Source organism: Pseudomonas sp. DSP3-2-3 (assembly GCF_049898225.1).
Taxonomy (GTDB): domain Bacteria; phylum Pseudomonadota; class Gammaproteobacteria; order Pseudomonadales; family Pseudomonadaceae; genus Aquipseudomonas.
Map to the genome: position 1 here is coordinate 173,604 of NZ_JAFCXH010000001.1, position 17,791 is coordinate 191,394.

A 17,791-nucleotide genomic window follows, 5' to 3' on the forward strand; every position below is an offset into this window, starting at 1 on the left:
AAAAAAGCGTGCCGGACATCGGCTAACATGAACAACATTCATGCAAAAGGGTAATCAACACTAAAAGTGTTCGGGTTTGATATCATCTCGGCCTTTCTGTATCGACCTTTTCCAGGTAGCCCTATGTCTGACCGCACCGCTCGCCATCACGCTCTCCAGCAAGCTCTTCAACAGAGGATTCTGGTCCTCGACGGCGGCATGGGCACCATGATCCAGAGCTACCGTCTTGAAGAGCAGGATTACCGTGGCAAACGTTTCGCCGACTGGCCAAGTGATGTCAAAGGTAATAACGACCTGCTGATCCTGACCCGCCCGGATGTCATCGGCGCCATCGAAAAAGCTTATCTGGACGCTGGCGCGGACATCCTGGAAACCAACACGTTTAACGCCACCCAGGTTTCCCAGGCCGATTACGGCATGGAAGAGCTGGTGTATGAGCTGAACGTCGAAGGCGCGCGCCTGGCTCGTAAAGTAGCCGATGCGAAAACCCTGGAAACTCCGGACAAGCCGCGTTTTGTCGCTGGCGTGCTCGGCCCCACCAGCCGCACCTGCTCGCTGTCACCGGACGTGAACAACCCCGGCTATCGCAACGTCACCTTCGATGAGCTGGTAGAAAACTACACCGAAGCCACCAAAGGCCTGATCGAGGGCGGCGCTGACCTGATCCTGATTGAGACCATCTTTGACACCCTCAATGCCAAGGCGGCGATCTTCGCCGTGCAGGGCGTGTTCGAAGAACTCGGCTTCGAATTGCCAATCATGATTTCCGGCACCATCACCGACGCCTCGGGGCGTACGCTTTCCGGGCAGACCACTGAAGCCTTCTGGAACTCGGTCAGCCACGCCAAACCTATTTCCGTAGGCCTGAACTGCGCACTGGGCGCCAGTGAGTTGCGCCCTTATCTGCAAGAGCTGTCCAACAAGGCCAGCACGCGGATTTCGGCGCACCCCAATGCCGGCCTGCCCAACGAATTCGGCGAGTACGACGAAACTCCGGCGCAAACCGCGCTGGTCATCGAAGAGTTCGCCCAGAGTGGTTTTCTTAACATTGTCGGCGGTTGCTGCGGCACAACTCCGGGCCACATCAAGGCCATCGCCGAAGCGGTCAGCAAATATGCGCCGCGTGAAATCCCGGATATTCCGAAAGCCTGCCGCCTGTCGGGCCTTGAGCCGTTCACCATCGATCGCCAGTCGCTGTTCATCAACGTCGGCGAACGTACCAACATCACTGGCTCCGCCCGTTTTGCCCGCCTGATCCGTGAAGATAACTACACCGAAGCCCTGGAAGTCGCCCTGCAACAGGTCGAAGCCGGTGCCCAGGTGATCGACATCAACATGGACGAAGGCATGCTGGATTCGAAGAAGGCCATGGTGACCTTCCTCAACCTGATTGCTGGCGAGCCGGATATCTCGCGCGTGCCGATCATGATCGACTCGTCCAAATGGGAAGTGATCGAAGCCGGTCTCAAGTGCATTCAAGGCAAAGGCATCGTCAACTCCATCAGCATGAAGGAAGGCGTCGAGCAATTCATTCATCACGCCAGACTGTGCAAGCGCTATGGTGCGGCCGTGGTAGTGATGGCATTTGACGAGAAAGGCCAGGCCGACACCGAAACGCGCAAGAAAGAAATCTGCAAGCGCTCTTACGACATCCTGGTCAATGAAGTGGGCTTCCCGCCGGAAGACATCATTTTCGACCCGAACATCTTCGCCATCGCCACCGGTATCGAGGAGCACAACAACTACGCTGTCGACTTCATCAATGCCTGTGCGTACATCCGCGACAACCTGCCCCACGCGTTGACTTCGGGCGGCGTGTCCAACGTGTCGTTCTCGTTCCGGGGCAACAACCCGGTGCGCGAGGCGATCCACTCGGTGTTCCTGCTGCACGCGATTCGCAACGGCCTGACCATGGGCATCGTCAATGCCGGTCAGCTGGAGATCTACGACCAGATCCCGGCCGAGCTGCGCAATTGCGTGGAAGATGTGGTGCTCAACCGCAATCCGGAAGGCACGGACGCGCTGCTGGCGATTGCCGACAAGTTCAAGGGCGACGGCAGCGTCAAGGAAGCTGAAACCGAAGAATGGCGTGGCTGGCCGGTGAACAAGCGCCTGGAACATGCGCTGGTCAAAGGTATTACCACGCACATCGTCGAAGACACCGAAGAATCCCGCCAATCGTTCGCCCGCCCGATCGAGGTGATCGAAGGCCCGCTGATGTCCGGCATGAATATCGTCGGCGATCTGTTCGGCTCGGGGAAAATGTTTCTGCCTCAGGTGGTGAAATCCGCTCGGGTGATGAAACAGGCTGTGGCCCACTTGATTCCGTTCATTGAACTGGAAAAAGGCGATAAGCCGGAAGCCAAGGGCAAGATCCTCATGGCGACGGTCAAGGGCGACGTCCACGATATCGGCAAGAATATCGTCGGCGTGGTACTCGGCTGTAACGGCTACGACGTTGTCGATCTCGGCGTCATGGTCCCGGCGGAAAAGATCCTGCAGGTCGCCAAAGAACAGAAGTGCGACATTATTGGCCTGTCTGGCTTGATCACACCTTCGCTGGACGAAATGGTCCACGTCGCCCGGGAAATGCAGCGTCAGGACTTCCATCTTCCGCTGATGATCGGCGGCGCCACGACGTCCAAGGCGCACACGGCGGTGAAGATCGAACCCAAGTACAGCAATGACGCGGTCATCTACGTCACTGATGCGTCCCGCGCCGTAGGCGTGGCGACTCAGCTGCTGTCCAAGGAACTGAAGCCTGCGTTCATCGAGAAGACCCGCCTGGAATACATCGAGGTCCGCGAACGCACCTCGGCGCGTAGCGCCCGCACCGAACGCCTGAGCTATGGCGCGGCGGTCGCCAAGAAGCCACAGTTCGAGTGGGAAACCTATACCCCGGTGAAGCCGACCTTTACCGGCGCCAAAGTGCTGGAAAATATCGACCTCGACGTGTTGGCCGAATACATCGACTGGACGCCGTTCTTCATCTCCTGGGATCTGGCCGGTAAATACCCGCGCATCCTCACCGACGAAGTCGTGGGTGAAGCCGCGACTTCGCTGTTTGCTGACGCACAGGAGCTGCTGCGCAAGCTGATCGACGAGAAACTGATCAGTGCCCGTGCGGTGTTCGGCTTCTGGCCGGCGAATCAGGTGGATGAAGATGACCTGGAAGTTTATGGCGACGACGGCAAGCCAATCGCCAAACTGCACCATTTGCGCCAGCAGATCATCAAGACCGATGGCAAACCGAACTTTTCCCTGGCCGACTTCGTCGCGCCCAAGAGCAGCGGCGTGACGGATTATGTCGGTGGGTTTATCACCACCGCCGGCATTGGCGCAGAAGAAGTCTCCAAGGGTTACCAGGACAAGGGCGATGATTACAACGCGATCATGGTCAAAGCCCTGGCTGACCGTCTCGCCGAAGCGTGCGCTGAATGGCTGCACCAACAGGTTCGTAAAGAATACTGGGGTTATGCCAGGGACGAGCAACTGGGCAATGACGAGCTGATCAAGGAACAATATGTCGGCATCCGCCCTGCCCCAGGCTATCCGGCCTGCCCGGACCACACGGAAAAAGGCACCCTTTTCGAACTGCTGGACCCAATGCCCGATGGCCAGCCAGGCAAAAGCGGCGTGTTCCTCACCGAGCACTACGCCATGTTCCCGGCAGCAGCGGTCAGCGGCTGGTACTTCGCCCACCCGCAAGCGCAGTATTTCGCCGTAGGCAAGGTCGATAAGGATCAGGTCGAAAGCTACACCGCCCGTAAAGGCCAGGAGTTGAGCGTCACCGAACGCTGGCTGGCACCGAACCTGGGCTACGACGAGTAAAGCGCACGCACGTTGGCATGCGAGGAACTGAAGGGGCGCGAGCATGCGCTCCTTTTTTTCGCCTAAGCTTTGTGCGACCTGTTCAACAAACAACCGCGAGGCTGTATGGACGATCCACTCAACAACTCTCCAAATGGCAAGCCGCCGACTTTCTGGCAGATGCTGCACAGCGTCATGGCAGCCGCTTTCGGCGTGCAGAGTGGCAAAAATCGCGAGCGAGACTTCACCCACGGCAAACCCGTGCACTTTGTCGCGCTGGGTCTGCTGTTCACGATTATTTTCGCTGCGATGTTATTCGGCGTGGTGCAGCTGGTGATGCACTTCGCTGTGGGCTAAGCCCAGGGTGCTTCAAGGCTTGAGGGTTTTGCGGATGAACTCGTACTCGGTGCCAGCCGGCTTGCCTTCAAGGCTGAGCTGTCGTACATCAATGCCGAAGTCGTCGCGCTGACTGGCGATGCGAATTCTCGGTATGTCGTCGGGTGTCAGCAGCTTCATCAATTGTGCTTCCCGTGCGCCCATATTATGTCGGGCGCCAGGATCGGTTGCCTCGTAATCGTGCAGCAACACCATGGCCAGGCCGCCCAGCATGAAATGGCCGCCGGCAATCACACTCAGACGCCCATCCTGAACCGCATCCAGCGACGCCGGCGCCCAATTGATCGAGCTGAACAGGATGTCCTTACCTGGCAGCCTGCCATTCTCAGTCCCAGCGTCCATCGCACCGAACGCCATCTGGTCGTTGGCCGTCCAGACCAGACGAATACCGGGATAGCGCTTGAGCAAGATCCTCGCCTGCTCCAGAGCACGATCCCTGCGCCAGCCGCCCAGAACGATCTGACGCAAATGCACTTCGGGATGCTCGGCCAGGGCGCGATACATGCCCTGCTCGCGCTTGAGCGATACCGGCGTGTTGTTGGTGCCAGAAAAAGCCAGCAACTCAACGGGCCTTCCTTTCGCAGCGGCGGAACCCAGGCTGAATAACTGACTCGCGGTGAGGTAACCCGCTTCCTCATCGTTGCCCACCAGACTGCCGATAAAGTCCGGATAGCTTTGCGACAGATCACCGAGGATGGCGATCTGATTCTGCGTAAGGGTATTGTTGACCGCGAACAGCTTCACGCCACTGCCCCTGGACAGGCGCAGAATCTCCGGGGCGACGTTCAACTCGTTGGAGAACACCAGATAATCCGGACGGTTGGTGCCCTGCAGCGCCTCGCGGGCGTACGTCAACAGCTTGCGCGTGTCCCGGTCGGTGTAAATCACCTCAAGGGACATATCGAGCTTTTCAGCCGCCGCGTGCATGAATCTGCCGTACGACTGCCAATAGCCGTCCGAGGTCGGGCCGGGGTTCAGGAAAACCACGGAAACAGCCATGGACGAACTTGCCCATAGGCAACCTGCCGTTAACAGCAAGCCGCGGACAAGCCGGTTGATACCAACAATCGAGCCTTGAATAGAGCCAGACATATTCCCGCCGCGATATGGCATATGAATACGTATCGGCTGCTGACCCGATTATCTGTACCGTTATATTGGAGCAGATTGAGCTACTGGTGACTGACCCAGAAAACCGCGGCCCCCACGACGAGCAATATGATGAAGAAAATGGCCCACGCATCCACATGGCTATCGGATTTGCTGATCTTCGGGTGATTATTCATTGCATCCCTCTTGTCGGTCTTATTTGGGTGGCTGCAAAAAAGAGCTCACAGTCACACTGACTGCTGGCTCGACCTCAGTAAAGTTGACGCATGCCCATATGACAAGCAGGGTTATCCAGGTAACACGGACGGCTTAGTACTTTTGGTTCTGTGCATATATTCAAACTTCACTTTTGCGCATAACTGCAAACTGGTATCTTCCCTCGGCTCCGTTGGGAGTGCGCGGCCGTGCGCGCAGATTTGCCGTTATTGCCTGAGAACAGGACCTATATGTACGTATACGACGAGTACGATCAGCGGATCATCGAGGACCGCGTCAAGCAGTTCCGTGATCAGACCCGACGCTACCTGGCGGGGGAACTCAGCGAAGAAGAGTTTCGTCCGCTGCGCCTGCAAAATGGCCTTTATATTCAGCGCTTTGCGCCGATGTTGCGTGTTGCGGTGCCTTACGGGCAACTCACTTCCCGTCAGGCGCGCATGATGGCGAAGATTGCCCGCGACTACGACAAGGGCTACGCGCACATCAGCACCCGTCAGAACGTTCAGTTCAACTGGCCGGCGCTGGAAGACATTCCCGATATCCTGGCTGAGCTGGCCACTGTGCAAATGCACGCGATCCAGACCAGCGGCAACTGCCTGCGTAACGTGACCACTGATCAGTTCGCCGGCGTTGCTGCCGATGAAGTGGTGGACCCGCGCCCGTGGTGCGAAATCGTGCGTCAATGGACGACTTTCCATCCGGAATTCGCTTACCTGCCGCGCAAGTTCAAAATCGCCATCAATGGTTCCAGCGCTGATCGCGCGGCCATTGAAGTGCACGACATTGGCCTTGAGCCGGTGCTGAACGCTGCGGGTGAGCTGGGCTTTCGCGTTCTGGTCGGCGGCGGCCTGGGCCGTACGCCGGTTGTCGGCGCGTTCATCAATGAGTTCCTGCCGTGGCAGGACTTGTTGAGCTATCTCGACGCCATCCTGCGGGTCTACAACCGCTACGGCCGTCGCGATAACAAGTACAAGGCCCGGATCAAGATTCTGGTCAAGGCACTGACGCCTGAAGTGTTCGCGCAGAAGGTCGAGGCGGAAATGGCTCACCTGCGTGGCGGCCAGACCACGCTGACCGATGCCGAAGTGCATCGCGTCGCCAAACACTTCGTCGACCCTGAATACCGTTCGTTAACTGATCAATCCGCCGAACTGGCTGCATTGGATCAACAGCACCCCGGTTTTGCACGCTGGCGCACCCGCAACGTCCTGGCCCACAAGAAGCCTGGCTATGCGGCCGTGACCCTGTCGCTCAAGCCAACCGGCGTTGCACCCGGCGATGTGACGGACAAGCAACTGGACGGCATCGCCGATCTGGCCGACCGCTACAGCTTCGGGCAGCTGCGCACCTCTCACGAGCAGAACATCATTCTGGCTGACGTTGAGCAGACGCAATTGTTCACCATGTGGAATGAGCTGCGCGAGCAAGGTTTTGCCACGCCGAACATCGGCCTGCTGACCGACATTATCTGCTGCCCTGGCGGCGATTTCTGCTCCCTGGCCAATGCCAAGTCGATCCCGATTGCCGAATCCATCCAGCGTCGTTTCGACGACCTGGATTACCTGTTCGACATCGGCGAGCTGGACCTGAACATTTCCGGTTGCATGAACGCGTGCGGTCACCACCACGTTGGGCATATCGGCATTCTGGGCGTGGACAAGAAAGGCGAAGAGTTCTACCAGGTTTCCCTGGGTGGCAGCGCAAGCCGCGACGCCAGCCTGGGCAAGATTCTCGGCCCGTCCTTCGCCCAGGACGTGATGCCTGATGTCATTGAGAAGCTGATCGACGTCTATGTTGAAAAACGTAACGAAGACGAGCGGTTCATCGATACCTACCAGCGTATCGGTATCGACCCTTTCAAGGAGCGCGTCTATGCAGCGAATCATTAAGAACAACGAAGTCATCGACGAAACCTGGCACTTGCTGCCCAAGGACACGACGCTGGACGGTCTGTCCAACTGTGATGACCTGATCGTGCCGCTGGCGTTGTGGCGCGATCACGCCCACGCCCTCAAGGCCCGTGACGGCGGGCTCGGTGTGTGGCTGGACAGCGATGAAGAAGCCGAAGAAATCGGCGATGACGTCAACGAGTTCCAGGTCATCGCCTTGAACTTTCCGGCGTTCACCGACGGTCGCAACTTCTCCAATGCGCGCTTGCTGCGTGATCGCTATGGCTTCAAAGGCGAGTTACGCGCCATTGGCGACGTGCTACGCGACCAGTTGTTCTACATGCACCGCTGCGGCTTCGATGCCTTCGCGATTCGTGCAGACAAAGACCCCTACGAAGCCCTGGAAGGCCTGCGGGATTTTTCGGTGACGTATCAGGCTTCGGCCGATGAGCCTTTACCGTTGTTTCGCCGACGCTAAGCGACTGTCCGCATGAATAAAGGCCAGGCCGGATTTATCCGGCCTGGCCTTTTTAATGAAGACTCAAACGCTGTTGGCGCCGGGGCCGTCAGCCAGCTCGACCTGAGTCAATTGTTTCATCAGCGCACCTTCGTCCGCCCGACGCTGGCGCAGGATTTCTTCGGCGCAATTCTTGTAGGCGCCATCGGTCATGCCGCCTTCGCTTTGCAGTTCGTCAAGGGCCTCCATGCGCAGCTCGGTAGGTTTGCGGCAAGCCAGAAATTCAGCGGGATAGCGCTCTTCAAGGTACTTCACCCAAAACTCCCGTTTGAGGGAGAATTCCACCAACGCCGCTTGGGTTTCTCGCGCAAGAACTAGCTGCTCCGCCCTGTCCAGCATCTCCTGGGTAACACCAGCCGAACCGGAAAACTGCATGGTTCGCGTGCTCAAGGGCAAGTCCAGTCGCCTGACCAGGCCTACGCGGTAAGCGAGCAGCACCTCAATATCTTCGGTGAACCCGATTCGGCCCGCCGCGTCCAGCCTGGCAATACCGTCAACTTCCTCCAGGCGAAGCAGACCGCGCAGGAGTTTTACCAGTTGCGGCCCTTCGTGTCCCGTCGCCGCCAGCGCTCGAGCTTTGGTCACCAGCACTTCCAACTCCATCTCGCTAAACATGACCGTAGCGCCGTCAACACAGGTCTGCGGATTGGTGGCCATGGCAACCAGGCGGCTGCGCAACACCTGGTCCTCAGCGCCCGCCTCCATCAGTAGCCAGACGCGCTCTGTCACCGCATCCGGGGTCAGATTGAAGTCGGCAGAACTTCGCAACCGGGCGAGCAGATCGAAAAAGTCGTCAGCGTTGTCTTCAGCTCCATACAATTCCCACAGGGTTCGCCGCTGAATACGCCCCAACGCGGGTGTGTTCGGTAGCCAAACGTCTACCCCCTCCACCGGCTGCACCGCGACGGAGGGTCCACCTACCTGCGCGATGCGCGCTCGGGTACCAACGGATAGCGGGTTGCCATCAAGCAATGTTCGGTGCGCCGTCCATGGGTTCTCGAAGTAGGCATCGGGTAGCGTGACAATGCGATTGCTCCTCAGATCAAGCGCCATTAGCTCTGAGAGCTCAAAGACACCGGTCGGTGCCTGTTCCAGACCGGTGCTGCGCAGGAACAGATTGACCAGCCCAGGCATGGAGCTCACGTCGAGTGCGGACCCTAACGGGTTCCGCTCCAGGTTCAGCAGCCGCAATGTTCTGAGCGGGCGCAGCAGCCCTTGGATGAACGGCGTCAGAACGATGCGGTTATTGGCCAGGGTCAAGCGCGTGAGGTATCTCAACCTTGAGACGCTGGCCGGTACACCGCGAAAAAAATTGTTCTCTAGGTTCAGCCAGCGCAAATTCGGGGTCTTGCTGATGAGTTCGCTGGCGCTTTGCTGGGAAATGTAAGTGCGCGACAGATTGACCGCCGTGACATGACTGAAGTCCGCTGGCAAATGTGGAAGATCACCCATGGTGATGCCATGCAGGTCAAGTACATAACCGTCGAGACGTAAAGCAACCGGGCCGTCCACCGGGGTCAGTCGCTGCCAGCAGCGCTTGATAATATCTGCCGCTTGACGTCGGGCCAGCTCTGAAACGGGTACCGAATGGGTTTCGGTGACCGCCCGCCAGGTCATCGGTCCTTTGGCCCAGCGCTCAAGCGCCCGCTCAAGGGATTTGAACTCCGTGGACAGGCGGGCCAACTGGATCTCGATGGACGTGCCGTTGGCACGAAGCTCAGCCAGAAATGCAGCGGTCTGATCCGATGTAAATCCGGGATACAGCGCTTTGACTTGCTCGTGGAGCGAAGGCCCAGAAGCGATAAGCGGGTTGCTCGGAACCACTTGATCGCCCTCCATTCCGCCTTTGAGCCCGCCGAGGTCGATGTCCCACTGGTCATTTTCCTGTTGCCTGAGAAAAGGGCCGGGCTTGCCGTTGCCGTCAGTTATTCGCCATTGACGTGCAGCCTGCTCCCAGCGAACTTCGTAGGCTTTGTCGTGCAAAGCGACGAAATACCGACCCTCGCGGTGATAGATATCGAGCATTCCGTTCGGGCCGTGAATCGTCGGTTGACCGCGCAGTGAATCCGGCGGCGCTTCGTATGCCCGCAACGAGTCGCGCAGTCCGGCATCAAGGGATCTAAGGTTCGGCGGCGCATAGTCAAATTGGGGTCGGGTGACATTGCCTGGCTGCGTATCGCCATCTGCTGTTGCGGCAGATGCAGGTTTCAACTCACCGCTAATGGTTGTCACATCTTCAGCAGCAGCGCCCGCTTCGTTGGCAACCGCGACAAGCTTCTCAGCCGCCAATGGCAAAGCATTCAATAGCCCAAACAGCACACGCTCGCCCCCTTGACGACGCTCCTGGAAGGTCCGGCCTGTGAAAGCCTGATCAGCGCCCACGCCAATCAGCGAGATACACAGCCCGACGATATACGGAATTGCCTCAGGCACGATCAGGGCGACGACACCGGTGAAGATCAGGCTTCGGTTCAAACCCTGGGCAAAGCCTTCCAGCCGGACATCGCCTCGAGTATGGATGCTGAATATCGCATCGGCTCGCAACCGTTCCACCATGCGGTCGCGCAGGAAAACAAAGGGATCGCCGTGGATCTTGCTGCCCGAATGGACACAGTGAACGGGTGACCAGATGCCGGTTGCGTTGTTAAGCCATCGCGGATACCGCGCAATGCCTTCAAGGGCATTGTGCAGACCGCTGAGAAATACACCGTCGTGGGAGTCTTTTTCCGGGAAGTGACCCTCAAGCGACCTGCGCTTGAGCATATCGCGGCACTGTTCAGCCACCCACCGGGCAAGCTGCTGCTCATTGTCGAAACCGTGCAGAGGCGAAGAGTTACCGGGCACGTACAGCACCGCGCGACCGGACTGTGCATCTTTGATGACCAGTGCGTCGGTGGCGCAATATCGGTGAATTTTCAACGGCGCTACAACGATATGGGGATCAATGGGCACCGCTATTTCAAGCAGCGCGGGCGTCAACGCCTGCCACTGCTGTGAAGATGGCAAACCCAGACTCTTGAGCACCAGCTGTTTATCAATCTCCAGCAGGCTGTTTTCGTCTCGCTGGAGAAATGCTGCTTTAAGGAAAGCGGCTTTAGCCAATACCGGGTAGGACTGAGCGTGGCCGTCGACGAAGGTCTTCAGATAGCCCATGTACTGATGCCGCAGATCAATGGCCCAGACAAATTTCTTGAATTCGGCAGGATCGATATTCAGATGCGTGTTCGCGTCGTAGGTCTGCGGCTCGCATCGACGGTATAACCCTTCGTAAACCAATGAATGGTATTCAGTATTCAATGAAGGGACGAGATGCATCGGTACGCCACCAGGCCGGTAGGGCTCTACATACCCCAGGCCACTGAACATCGTCAGGTGCTGATGCCATTTGCCCAGTAATGCGTCGGTCAACGACAACGACGTGTGCAATGTTGCCGGGTAGCTGTCTGCGCCCCGCACCTCAGAGTAAATGAAGGTATTGAGTCGGACGTCATCAGGTTCGATATCCTGTTGCCATCTTTGTTGTAGGTGGGCTTTGATGACCTGCCTTGCATAAGCTGCCGGGCTTTTGGCGATCACGCCGCGACTGGCGACAAATGCGTCCAGCAGAGGGTTGAGATACGGGTCAATAACTGCGTCAGGCATGGGGTTGCAATCTCCTTATTGCAATAAATGACTCATAGCCTATCAACGCGCCCCCGGTAAAAAAGCCTCAATAATTACCGCATCCAGCGCATAAAAAAGCGCCTGCTGTCAGTGACGACAACAAGCGCTTGATGTGAAACGTACAACCAACAGGTATTACCAGAAGCGCTGCTGCGTCAGGCGACTCCACCAATTCAGCAACAAGCGGTCTATCGAACCGGTTGCCGCGAGGCCAACGCGCTCCTGCAAGCTTTTGCGCTGGACATAGTGCAGATGGAACACCTCAGCGGTTTTGGCGCGCTCGGACAGATACTCGTCGCTGGTTTTCAGCTCATCCACCAGCTGATTATCCAGCGCTGCCATGCCCAGCCAGACTTCGCCCGTGGCTACTTCATCAATGGCCAGCTGCGGCCGATAGCGCGCCACGAAGTTCTTGAACAGGTCGTGGGTAATGTCCAGATCTTCCTGAAACTTCTCACGACCTTTCTCGGTGTTTTCGCCGAACACGGTCAAGGTGCGTTTGTACTCACCCGCCGTCAGAACCTCGAAGTCGATGTCGTGCTTTTTCAGCAAGCGATTAACGTTGGGCAACTGCGCGACCACGCCGATGGAACCGAGAATCGCGAACGGTGCGCTGATGATTTTGTTGCCAATGCACGCCATCATGTAGCCGCCGCTGGCAGCGACTTTGTCGATACAGATGGTCAACGGAATACCGGCCTGACGAATCCGCGCCAGCTGCGAGGAAGCCAGCCCGTAGCTGTGCACCATACCGCCGCCGCTTTCCAGCCGCAGGACGACTTCGTCCTTGTCGGTGGCCAGGGTGAGCAGCGCGGTGATCTCATGACGCATGCTTTCCGTGGCGGACGCCTTGATGTCGCCGTCGAAATCCATGACGTAAACCCGAGGTTTGGGTTCGCCCAGCTTCTTCTCTTTCTTGAGCGCCTTGCCCTGCTCCTTGCGCAAAGCCTTGACCCGCTCTTTGTCGAGCAGCGATTGCTCAAGGCGCTCACGCAGCCCTTTGTAGAAATCGTTGAGCCTGGTGACTTGCAGCTGCCCGGCAGAACGGCGTCGGCCCTTGCCGCGCATGGAAGCGATGGCGACCAGAACAACAACGATAGCGACGACCAGGGTGACCGTTTTGGCCAGGAAGCTGGCGTAATCGGCTAAAAACTCCACAGATACTCCTCACATGGATTGCGCCCTTTCCAAGCAAGGGCAGCGGATGGTTCCAGCATACCGGCGCAGTCCGGCGCCGACCAGTCGGACATCGTGACAGCTCCCGACACGCTGATTCAAACAAGCGTATGTTTTTTTATTGACACGCTCCGGGCATCCTCATAACCTCGCAAAACTTTCAACGTACCGGGACGAAGCGGACGTGGGCAGCATCTATTTGATACGACATGGCCAGGCTTCGTTCGGCGCAGACGACTATGACGTGCTGTCGCCCATCGGAATTCGTCAGGCTCAGGTTCTGGGCCAGCATCTCGCTCAACTGGGCATGAACTTCGACCGCTGCATCGCCGGCGGCTTGCGTAGGCAACAGCACACCGCAGAAATTACGCTGGCTCAGTTCACCGCTCTTGATTTGCCGACCCCTCGCCTGGAAATTGACCGCGCATTCGATGAGTTCGACGCCGACGCAGTGATTCGCGCCCTGCTCCCGGCCATGCTTGCTGACGAACCGGAAGCGCTGCATGTGATGCGCAATGCTGGCGAGCACCGCGCCGAATTTCAACGGCTGTTCGCCTTGATCATTAGCCGCTGGCTCAGCGGCGATCACGACACCGCCGGGTTGCAAAGCTGGCTGGGCTTCGTCGCCCAGGTCGAGGTTGGGCTGCTGGCTATTCTTGAAAGCGCCGGACCGAATGAGCGCATCGCAGTCTTCACGTCCGGCGGCACTATTACCGCCCTGCTCCATCTGATTACCCGAATACCTGCGCCGCAGGCATTTGAACTCAACTGGCAAATCGTCAACACCTCACTCAACCAGCTTAAGTTTCGTGGTCGTGAGGTGGCTTTGGCTTCTTTCAACAGCCATGCTCACTTGCAGCTGTTGAAGACGCCGGAACTCATCACTTATCGCTGAGTCCGGTCAAACCTGTTCTTCGGGACATCGCTATCAACACAATAAGGATCGAACCATGACCTCCGTAGCCGACGCCGTACAAGCAATGAAAGCCAAGTTCAACCCTGCTGCCGCTGCAGGCCTGGATCTGGTTTTCGGTTTCCGCATCGACGAGACCAAGAATTTCTCGCTGATCGTCAAGGACAGTACCTGTGAGTTGCAGGAAGGTGAAAACCCGGATGCCCAGGTGACGCTGGTCATGGACGGCGAAACCCTGCAGGGCATCGTCAGCGGCGAGACCGATGGCATGCAGGCCTTCATGGGCGGCAAGCTACGCGCTGAAGGCGACATGATGTTGGCGATGAAGCTGAGCGAGCTGTTCCCGGCCTGATTGCAGCACAATGCCCTGAAACCGAAGCCGCAGGGCTTCGGTTTTTTTATGCCTGCAGATCACCGCATGGCCAATTGTCCGAGCAATCACAATCAATGATCGGGCAGCAACACGCAGGTCGATAAGACGGTTTTCGGCTTGTGAGCTACATTCGATTAGTCAATGATTCGCCCGCACCATAATAAGCAGAAGGGATAAGCATGGCGCTTACTGACCAGTCCACAGACATCCGCCCCGGTGAAGAACTCGACGCCGCGCTGATCGATTCCTACCTGAAGGCGCAGATCCCCGGCCTCAGCGGCACGGCGCAAATCAGCCAGTTTCCGGGCGGTGCTTCCAACCTCACGTACCTGATCCATTACCCTCAGCAGGAATTGGTGCTGCGCCGCCCGCCTTTCGGGCAAAAGGCCAGGTCTGCCCACGACATGGGTCGCGAGTACCGCATCATCAATCAACTCAAAGACGCCTTTCCCTACTGCCCGAAAGCTTACGTGCATTGCACGGATGACTCGCTGATCGGCTCTGAGTTTTACGTGATGGAGCGCATCAAGGGCATCATCCTGCGTTCGGATCTGCCGCCGGAACTGGGCCTGGATGCCGGACAGACCCAGGCCCTGTGCAAGAACTTCATCGACAGGCTGGTGGAGTTGCACCGCGTTGATTATCAAGCGTGCGGCCTGGGTGATCTCGGCAAGCCTCAGGGTTACGTACAACGCCAGATCCACGGCTGGAGCGAGCGTTATGCCAGGGCCCGCACCCCCGATGCGCCGCAGTGGGACGTGGTCAAGGCCTGGCTGGTCGCCAAAATGCCAGCGGACCATCCGGTACCGTCCATCGTGCACAACGATTACCGCTTCGATAACGTGCTGCTCGATCCCGCCAACCCGATGAACATTATTGGCGTGCTGGATTGGGAACTCACAACGCTGGGCGACCCGCTGATGGATCTGGGCAATACCCTGGCGTACTGGATCGAAGCCGGCGACCCGGCGGCCGTCCAGTTGATGCGGCGCCAACCCAGCCATGCGCCCGGCATGTTCACGCGCCAGCAGTTTGTCGACTATTACGCCGAACGCTCCGGCATCCGCATCGATAACTTCGATTTTTACTACACCTACGGCCTGTTTCGCCTGGCCGGTATCGTGCAGCAGATTTACTACCGTTTTTTCCACGGCCAGACTCAGGACAAACGCTTCGCGCAGTTCATTCACATGAACAAGCTGCTGGAGCAAATGAGCCTGCAGGTGATCGGCCGATCCACACTTTGACAGCCACCCGCTGACAGGAAAACGACATGTCCAAGACCCAACTGTTTGACCTCGATGGCAAGATCGCTTTTGTTTCCGGCGCCAGCCGTGGCATTGGTGAGGCCATCGCCAAACTGCTCGCCCAACAAGGCGCACATGTGATTGTCTCCAGCCGCAAGATCGACGGCTGCCAACAAGTCGCCGACGCGATTATTGCCGATGGCGGCCAGGCTACCGCGATTGCCTGCCACATCGGCGAGATGGATCAGATCAGCGCAGTGTTTGCGCAGATCCGCGAACAGTTCGGACGCCTGGACATTCTGGTCAACAATGCAGCGACCAATCCGCAGTTCTGCAATGTGCTGGACACTGACCTGAGTGCCTTCCAGAAGACCGTCGACGTGAATATTCGCGGCTATTTCTTCATGTCGGTCGAAGCCGGCAAATTGATGCGCGAAGGTGGCGGCGGCAGCATTATCAATGTGGCGTCGATTAATGGCATCTCGCCCGGCGAATTCCAGGGCATCTATTCGGTGACCAAGGCCGCCGTCATCAACATGACCAAAGTGTTCGCCAAGGAATGCGCGCCGTTCGGCATTCGCTGCAACGCCCTGCTGCCCGGCCTGACCGACACCAGGTTTGCTTCGGCACTGGTCAAGAACGACGCGATCCTGAATATGGCCTTGCAGCAAATCCCGCTCAAACGGGTGGCGGCACCGAGCGAAATGGCGGGCGCGGTCTTGTACCTGGCCAGTGAGGCGTCCAGTTACACCACCGGCGTTGCGCTGAATGTGGATGGGGGATTTCTGTCCTGAGGCCGAACGCGAACTGACACGCCAACGGCTTGGGGTTAAGATGCGCGGCTTCTGACGCAGCCTTTTCTGCGCAAACTGCCTATAAGCCCTTCGCCATGCCATTTGAACTCAGTGTCGACCTGACCACCCTCGCGGTGCTCGCCGTTGTTGCCTTTGTTGCCGGATTCATTGACGCCATTGCCGGTGGCGGTGGCTTGCTGACCATCCCGGCGCTAATGACTGCCGGTTTGCCGCCGCACCTGGTATTGGGCACCAACAAGCTCAGTTCCACCTTTGGTGCGGGGATTGCCAGCTTCACGTTTTATCGTCGCAAGCTGTTCGATCCCCGCCAATGGATTCACGCGCTGGTGGGCACTGCTGTCGGTGCGCTGATCGGTGCAGTGGTCGCCCATTACCTGCCCGCTGAATGGTTGAACCAGATGCTGCCGGTGATTGTTTTCGGCTGCGGCTTGTATCTCCTGTTCGGCGGTACGGCCAAAGCGCCGCTGGACAGCAACGTCCCGATCAAAAAGAAGTGGCAGCTGCCGCATGGGCTCGGGCTGGGCTTTTATGACGGTGTTGCCGGCCCCGGCACGGGCGCTTTCTGGACGGTCAGCAGTTTATTGATCTACCCACTGGATCTGGTCAAGGCCAGCGGCGTGGCGCGCAGCATGAACTTCGTCAGCAACGCTGCAGCGCTGTCGGTATTCATTTTTTCCGGACAGGTCGATTGGTTGATCGGTTTGAGCATGGGCTCGGCGCTGATGATCGGCGCGTTTTTCGGGGCCCGGACGGCGATCAAGGGCGGGGCTAAATTCATCCGCCCGGTGTTCATCACCGTCGTCCTGGGCTTGACCGTTCGCCTAGCCTGGCAACACTGGTTCGGCGGTGCCTAAACGCCGCGCCACGTAAGAATCGATCAGGTAGCGAGCAATGGAACGGCTGGCCGGCAGCGGCGGCAGATCGTGGATGCTGAACCAGCGGGCATCTTCGATTTCATCGGCCTGAGGCACGATGTCGCCGCTTTCATATTGCGCGTGGAAACCCAGCATCATCGAGTGGGGAAACGGCCAGCACTGGCTGCCCATGTAAACGATGTCCTTGATCTTGAGCTGCACTTCTTCCATGACCTCCCGATGAACGCAGTCTTCCACCGACTCTCCCGGTTCGACAAAGCCCGCCAGGGTGCTGTAGACACCGGTCACGAAACGCGGCGAGCGCGCCAGAAGCACTTCGTCACCCCGCGTGATCAAGACGATCATGCTCGGTGAGATGCGCGGGTAGAACCGCAGGTTGTCATGCTCGCAGTACATCGCCCGCTCGCCTGGTACTTGCTGCGTGGGCCGCCCGCAACTCCCGCAATAACGATGCTCGCGAGTCCAGGTGCTGATCTGCGCCGCATAGCCGAGTTTCTGGAAGACGGCAAAATCGCCTTCCAGCATGAACTGCCGAAGCCCTTGCCAGCGGCAACCGTCGATTTCCACCGCGCCCTTGAGCACCAGGACGAACACCGGCTCGCCATCAAAGTGGCCGATACCGTGTTCGCCGATCACCGGCAGGTCCTGGCTCTTGAGCCATTCGCGGGGGAACATCACACCATTGTCGTCCAGCAGGAAACCTTGCTCGCCGTTAACCACCGCCCAGCCGCCCGTTACCTCGGTGTCCAGCACAGCGGTGCTCCAGCGTTTACGACTTGTCATGGAACCCT

Annotated in this window: 14 protein-coding genes; 10 read left to right on the forward strand and 4 right to left on the reverse strand. The window is 58.1% G+C overall.

Translation table 11 applies throughout. From position 1 onward, the window contains the following. Positions 1 to 123: 123 nt before the first annotated feature. Both metH and ACP7E4_RS00790 read left to right on the forward strand, forming a co-directional pair. Positions 124 to 3,831: a methionine synthase gene (gene metH, locus ACP7E4_RS00785; protein ID WP_426110745.1), complete on the forward strand. Its 3,708-nt coding sequence runs from the start codon at positions 124 to 126 to the stop codon at positions 3,829 to 3,831. A 105-nt stretch (positions 3,832 to 3,936) separates the two neighbouring features. Beyond that, positions 3,937 to 4,167, forward strand: coding sequence for a DUF2970 domain-containing protein (locus ACP7E4_RS00790; protein WP_426110747.1), 231 nt, complete (start codon positions 3,937 to 3,939; stop codon positions 4,165 to 4,167). 12 nt (positions 4,168 to 4,179) lie between these two features. Here the strand turns inward: ACP7E4_RS00790 and ACP7E4_RS00795 are convergent, their stop codons facing one another. Then, the gene (locus ACP7E4_RS00795) at positions 4,180 to 5,265 is read right to left on the reverse strand and encodes an ABC transporter substrate-binding protein (RefSeq protein ID WP_426111487.1); all 1,086 of its coding nucleotides are present in this window, start codon (positions 5,263 to 5,265) and stop codon (positions 4,180 to 4,182) included. A gap of 119 nt (positions 5,266 to 5,384) precedes the next feature. On the opposite strand from ACP7E4_RS00795, the gene ACP7E4_RS00800 reads away from it, so the two are divergent. From ACP7E4_RS00800 to ACP7E4_RS00810, 3 genes are all read left to right on the forward strand, one after another. Next, positions 5,385 to 5,552: a hypothetical protein gene (locus ACP7E4_RS00800; RefSeq protein WP_426111503.1), complete on the forward strand. Its 168-nt coding sequence runs from the start codon at positions 5,385 to 5,387 to the stop codon at positions 5,550 to 5,552. Positions 5,553 to 5,762: 210 nt separating this feature from the next. Then, positions 5,763 to 7,421, forward strand: a complete 1,659-nt coding sequence (locus tag ACP7E4_RS00805) for a nitrite/sulfite reductase (protein WP_426110749.1) — start codon at positions 5,763 to 5,765, stop codon at positions 7,419 to 7,421. Then, the gene (locus tag ACP7E4_RS00810; protein WP_426110751.1) at positions 7,405 to 7,899 is read left to right on the forward strand and encodes a DUF934 domain-containing protein; all 495 of its coding nucleotides are present in this window, start codon (positions 7,405 to 7,407) and stop codon (positions 7,897 to 7,899) included. The genes ACP7E4_RS00805 and ACP7E4_RS00810 overlap by 17 nt, the downstream gene beginning before the upstream one ends. Before the next feature lie 63 nt (positions 7,900 to 7,962). Here the strand turns inward: ACP7E4_RS00810 and ACP7E4_RS00815 are convergent, their stop codons facing one another. Both ACP7E4_RS00815 and sohB read right to left on the reverse strand, forming a co-directional pair. Continuing rightward, a complete protein-coding gene (locus ACP7E4_RS00815; protein WP_426110753.1) occupies positions 7,963 to 11,580 on the reverse strand; it encodes an NEL-type E3 ubiquitin ligase domain-containing protein in 3,618 nt (1,205 codons plus the stop codon). 156 nt (positions 11,581 to 11,736) lie between these two features. After that, positions 11,737 to 12,759, reverse strand: coding sequence for a protease SohB (gene sohB, locus ACP7E4_RS00820; protein WP_426110755.1), 1,023 nt, complete (start codon positions 12,757 to 12,759; stop codon positions 11,737 to 11,739). Between the two features lie 202 nt (positions 12,760 to 12,961). Between sohB and ACP7E4_RS00825 the strand changes: the two genes are divergently transcribed. The 5 genes from ACP7E4_RS00825 (at position 12,962) to ACP7E4_RS00845 (ending at position 16,979) form a co-directional block, all read left to right on the forward strand. Further along, complete coding sequence (locus ACP7E4_RS00825; RefSeq protein ID WP_426110757.1) at positions 12,962 to 13,672, forward strand: histidine phosphatase family protein; 711 nt, start codon at positions 12,962 to 12,964, stop codon at positions 13,670 to 13,672. A gap of 55 nt (positions 13,673 to 13,727) precedes the next feature. Beyond that, the gene (locus ACP7E4_RS00830) at positions 13,728 to 14,042 is read left to right on the forward strand and encodes an SCP2 sterol-binding domain-containing protein (RefSeq protein WP_028621361.1); all 315 of its coding nucleotides are present in this window, start codon (positions 13,728 to 13,730) and stop codon (positions 14,040 to 14,042) included. Positions 14,043 to 14,242: 200 nt separating this feature from the next. Continuing rightward, the gene (locus ACP7E4_RS00835; RefSeq protein WP_426110759.1) at positions 14,243 to 15,310 is read left to right on the forward strand and encodes a phosphotransferase family protein; all 1,068 of its coding nucleotides are present in this window, start codon (positions 14,243 to 14,245) and stop codon (positions 15,308 to 15,310) included. 26 nt (positions 15,311 to 15,336) lie between these two features. After that, positions 15,337 to 16,104, forward strand: a complete 768-nt coding sequence (locus ACP7E4_RS00840) for an SDR family oxidoreductase (RefSeq protein WP_426110761.1) — start codon at positions 15,337 to 15,339, stop codon at positions 16,102 to 16,104. Positions 16,105 to 16,199: 95 nt separating this feature from the next. Continuing rightward, the gene (locus ACP7E4_RS00845; RefSeq protein WP_426110763.1) at positions 16,200 to 16,979 is read left to right on the forward strand and encodes a TSUP family transporter; all 780 of its coding nucleotides are present in this window, start codon (positions 16,200 to 16,202) and stop codon (positions 16,977 to 16,979) included. On the opposite strand, the gene nudC is transcribed toward ACP7E4_RS00845, so the two are convergent. Beyond that, positions 16,947 to 17,783 carry an NAD(+) diphosphatase gene (nudC, locus tag ACP7E4_RS00850; RefSeq protein WP_426110765.1) on the reverse strand — a complete coding sequence of 279 codons (837 nt, stop codon included), beginning with the start codon at positions 17,781 to 17,783 and terminating at the stop codon, positions 16,947 to 16,949. The two genes, ACP7E4_RS00845 and nudC, sit on opposite strands and share 33 nt — an antisense overlap. Positions 17,784 to 17,791: the final 8 nt, after the last annotated feature.

What these genes read in the sequence shown, in the direction of transcription:
- ACP7E4_RS00845 (WP_426110763.1), top strand. Translation starts at nt 16,200, where the DNA reads ATGCCATTTGAACTCAGTGTCGACCTGACCACCCTCGCGGTGCTCGCC.
- ACP7E4_RS00835 (WP_426110759.1), top strand. Translation starts at nt 14,243, where the DNA reads ATGGCGCTTACTGACCAGTCCACAGACATCCGCCCCGGTGAAGAACTC.
- metH (WP_426110745.1), top strand. Translation starts at nt 124, where the DNA reads ATGTCTGACCGCACCGCTCGCCATCACGCTCTCCAGCAAGCTCTTCAA.
- ACP7E4_RS00830 (WP_028621361.1), top strand. Translation starts at nt 13,728, where the DNA reads ATGACCTCCGTAGCCGACGCCGTACAAGCAATGAAAGCCAAGTTCAAC.
- nudC (WP_426110765.1), bottom strand. Translation starts at nt 17,783, where the DNA reads ATGACAAGTCGTAAACGCTGGAGCACCGCTGTGCTGGACACCGAGGTA.
- ACP7E4_RS00805 (WP_426110749.1), top strand. Translation starts at nt 5,763, where the DNA reads ATGTACGTATACGACGAGTACGATCAGCGGATCATCGAGGACCGCGTC.
- ACP7E4_RS00815 (WP_426110753.1), bottom strand. Translation starts at nt 11,580, where the DNA reads ATGCCTGACGCAGTTATTGACCCGTATCTCAACCCTCTGCTGGACGCA.
- ACP7E4_RS00810 (WP_426110751.1), top strand. Translation starts at nt 7,405, where the DNA reads ATGCAGCGAATCATTAAGAACAACGAAGTCATCGACGAAACCTGGCAC.
- ACP7E4_RS00790 (WP_426110747.1), top strand. Translation starts at nt 3,937, where the DNA reads ATGGACGATCCACTCAACAACTCTCCAAATGGCAAGCCGCCGACTTTC.
- ACP7E4_RS00840 (WP_426110761.1), top strand. Translation starts at nt 15,337, where the DNA reads ATGTCCAAGACCCAACTGTTTGACCTCGATGGCAAGATCGCTTTTGTT.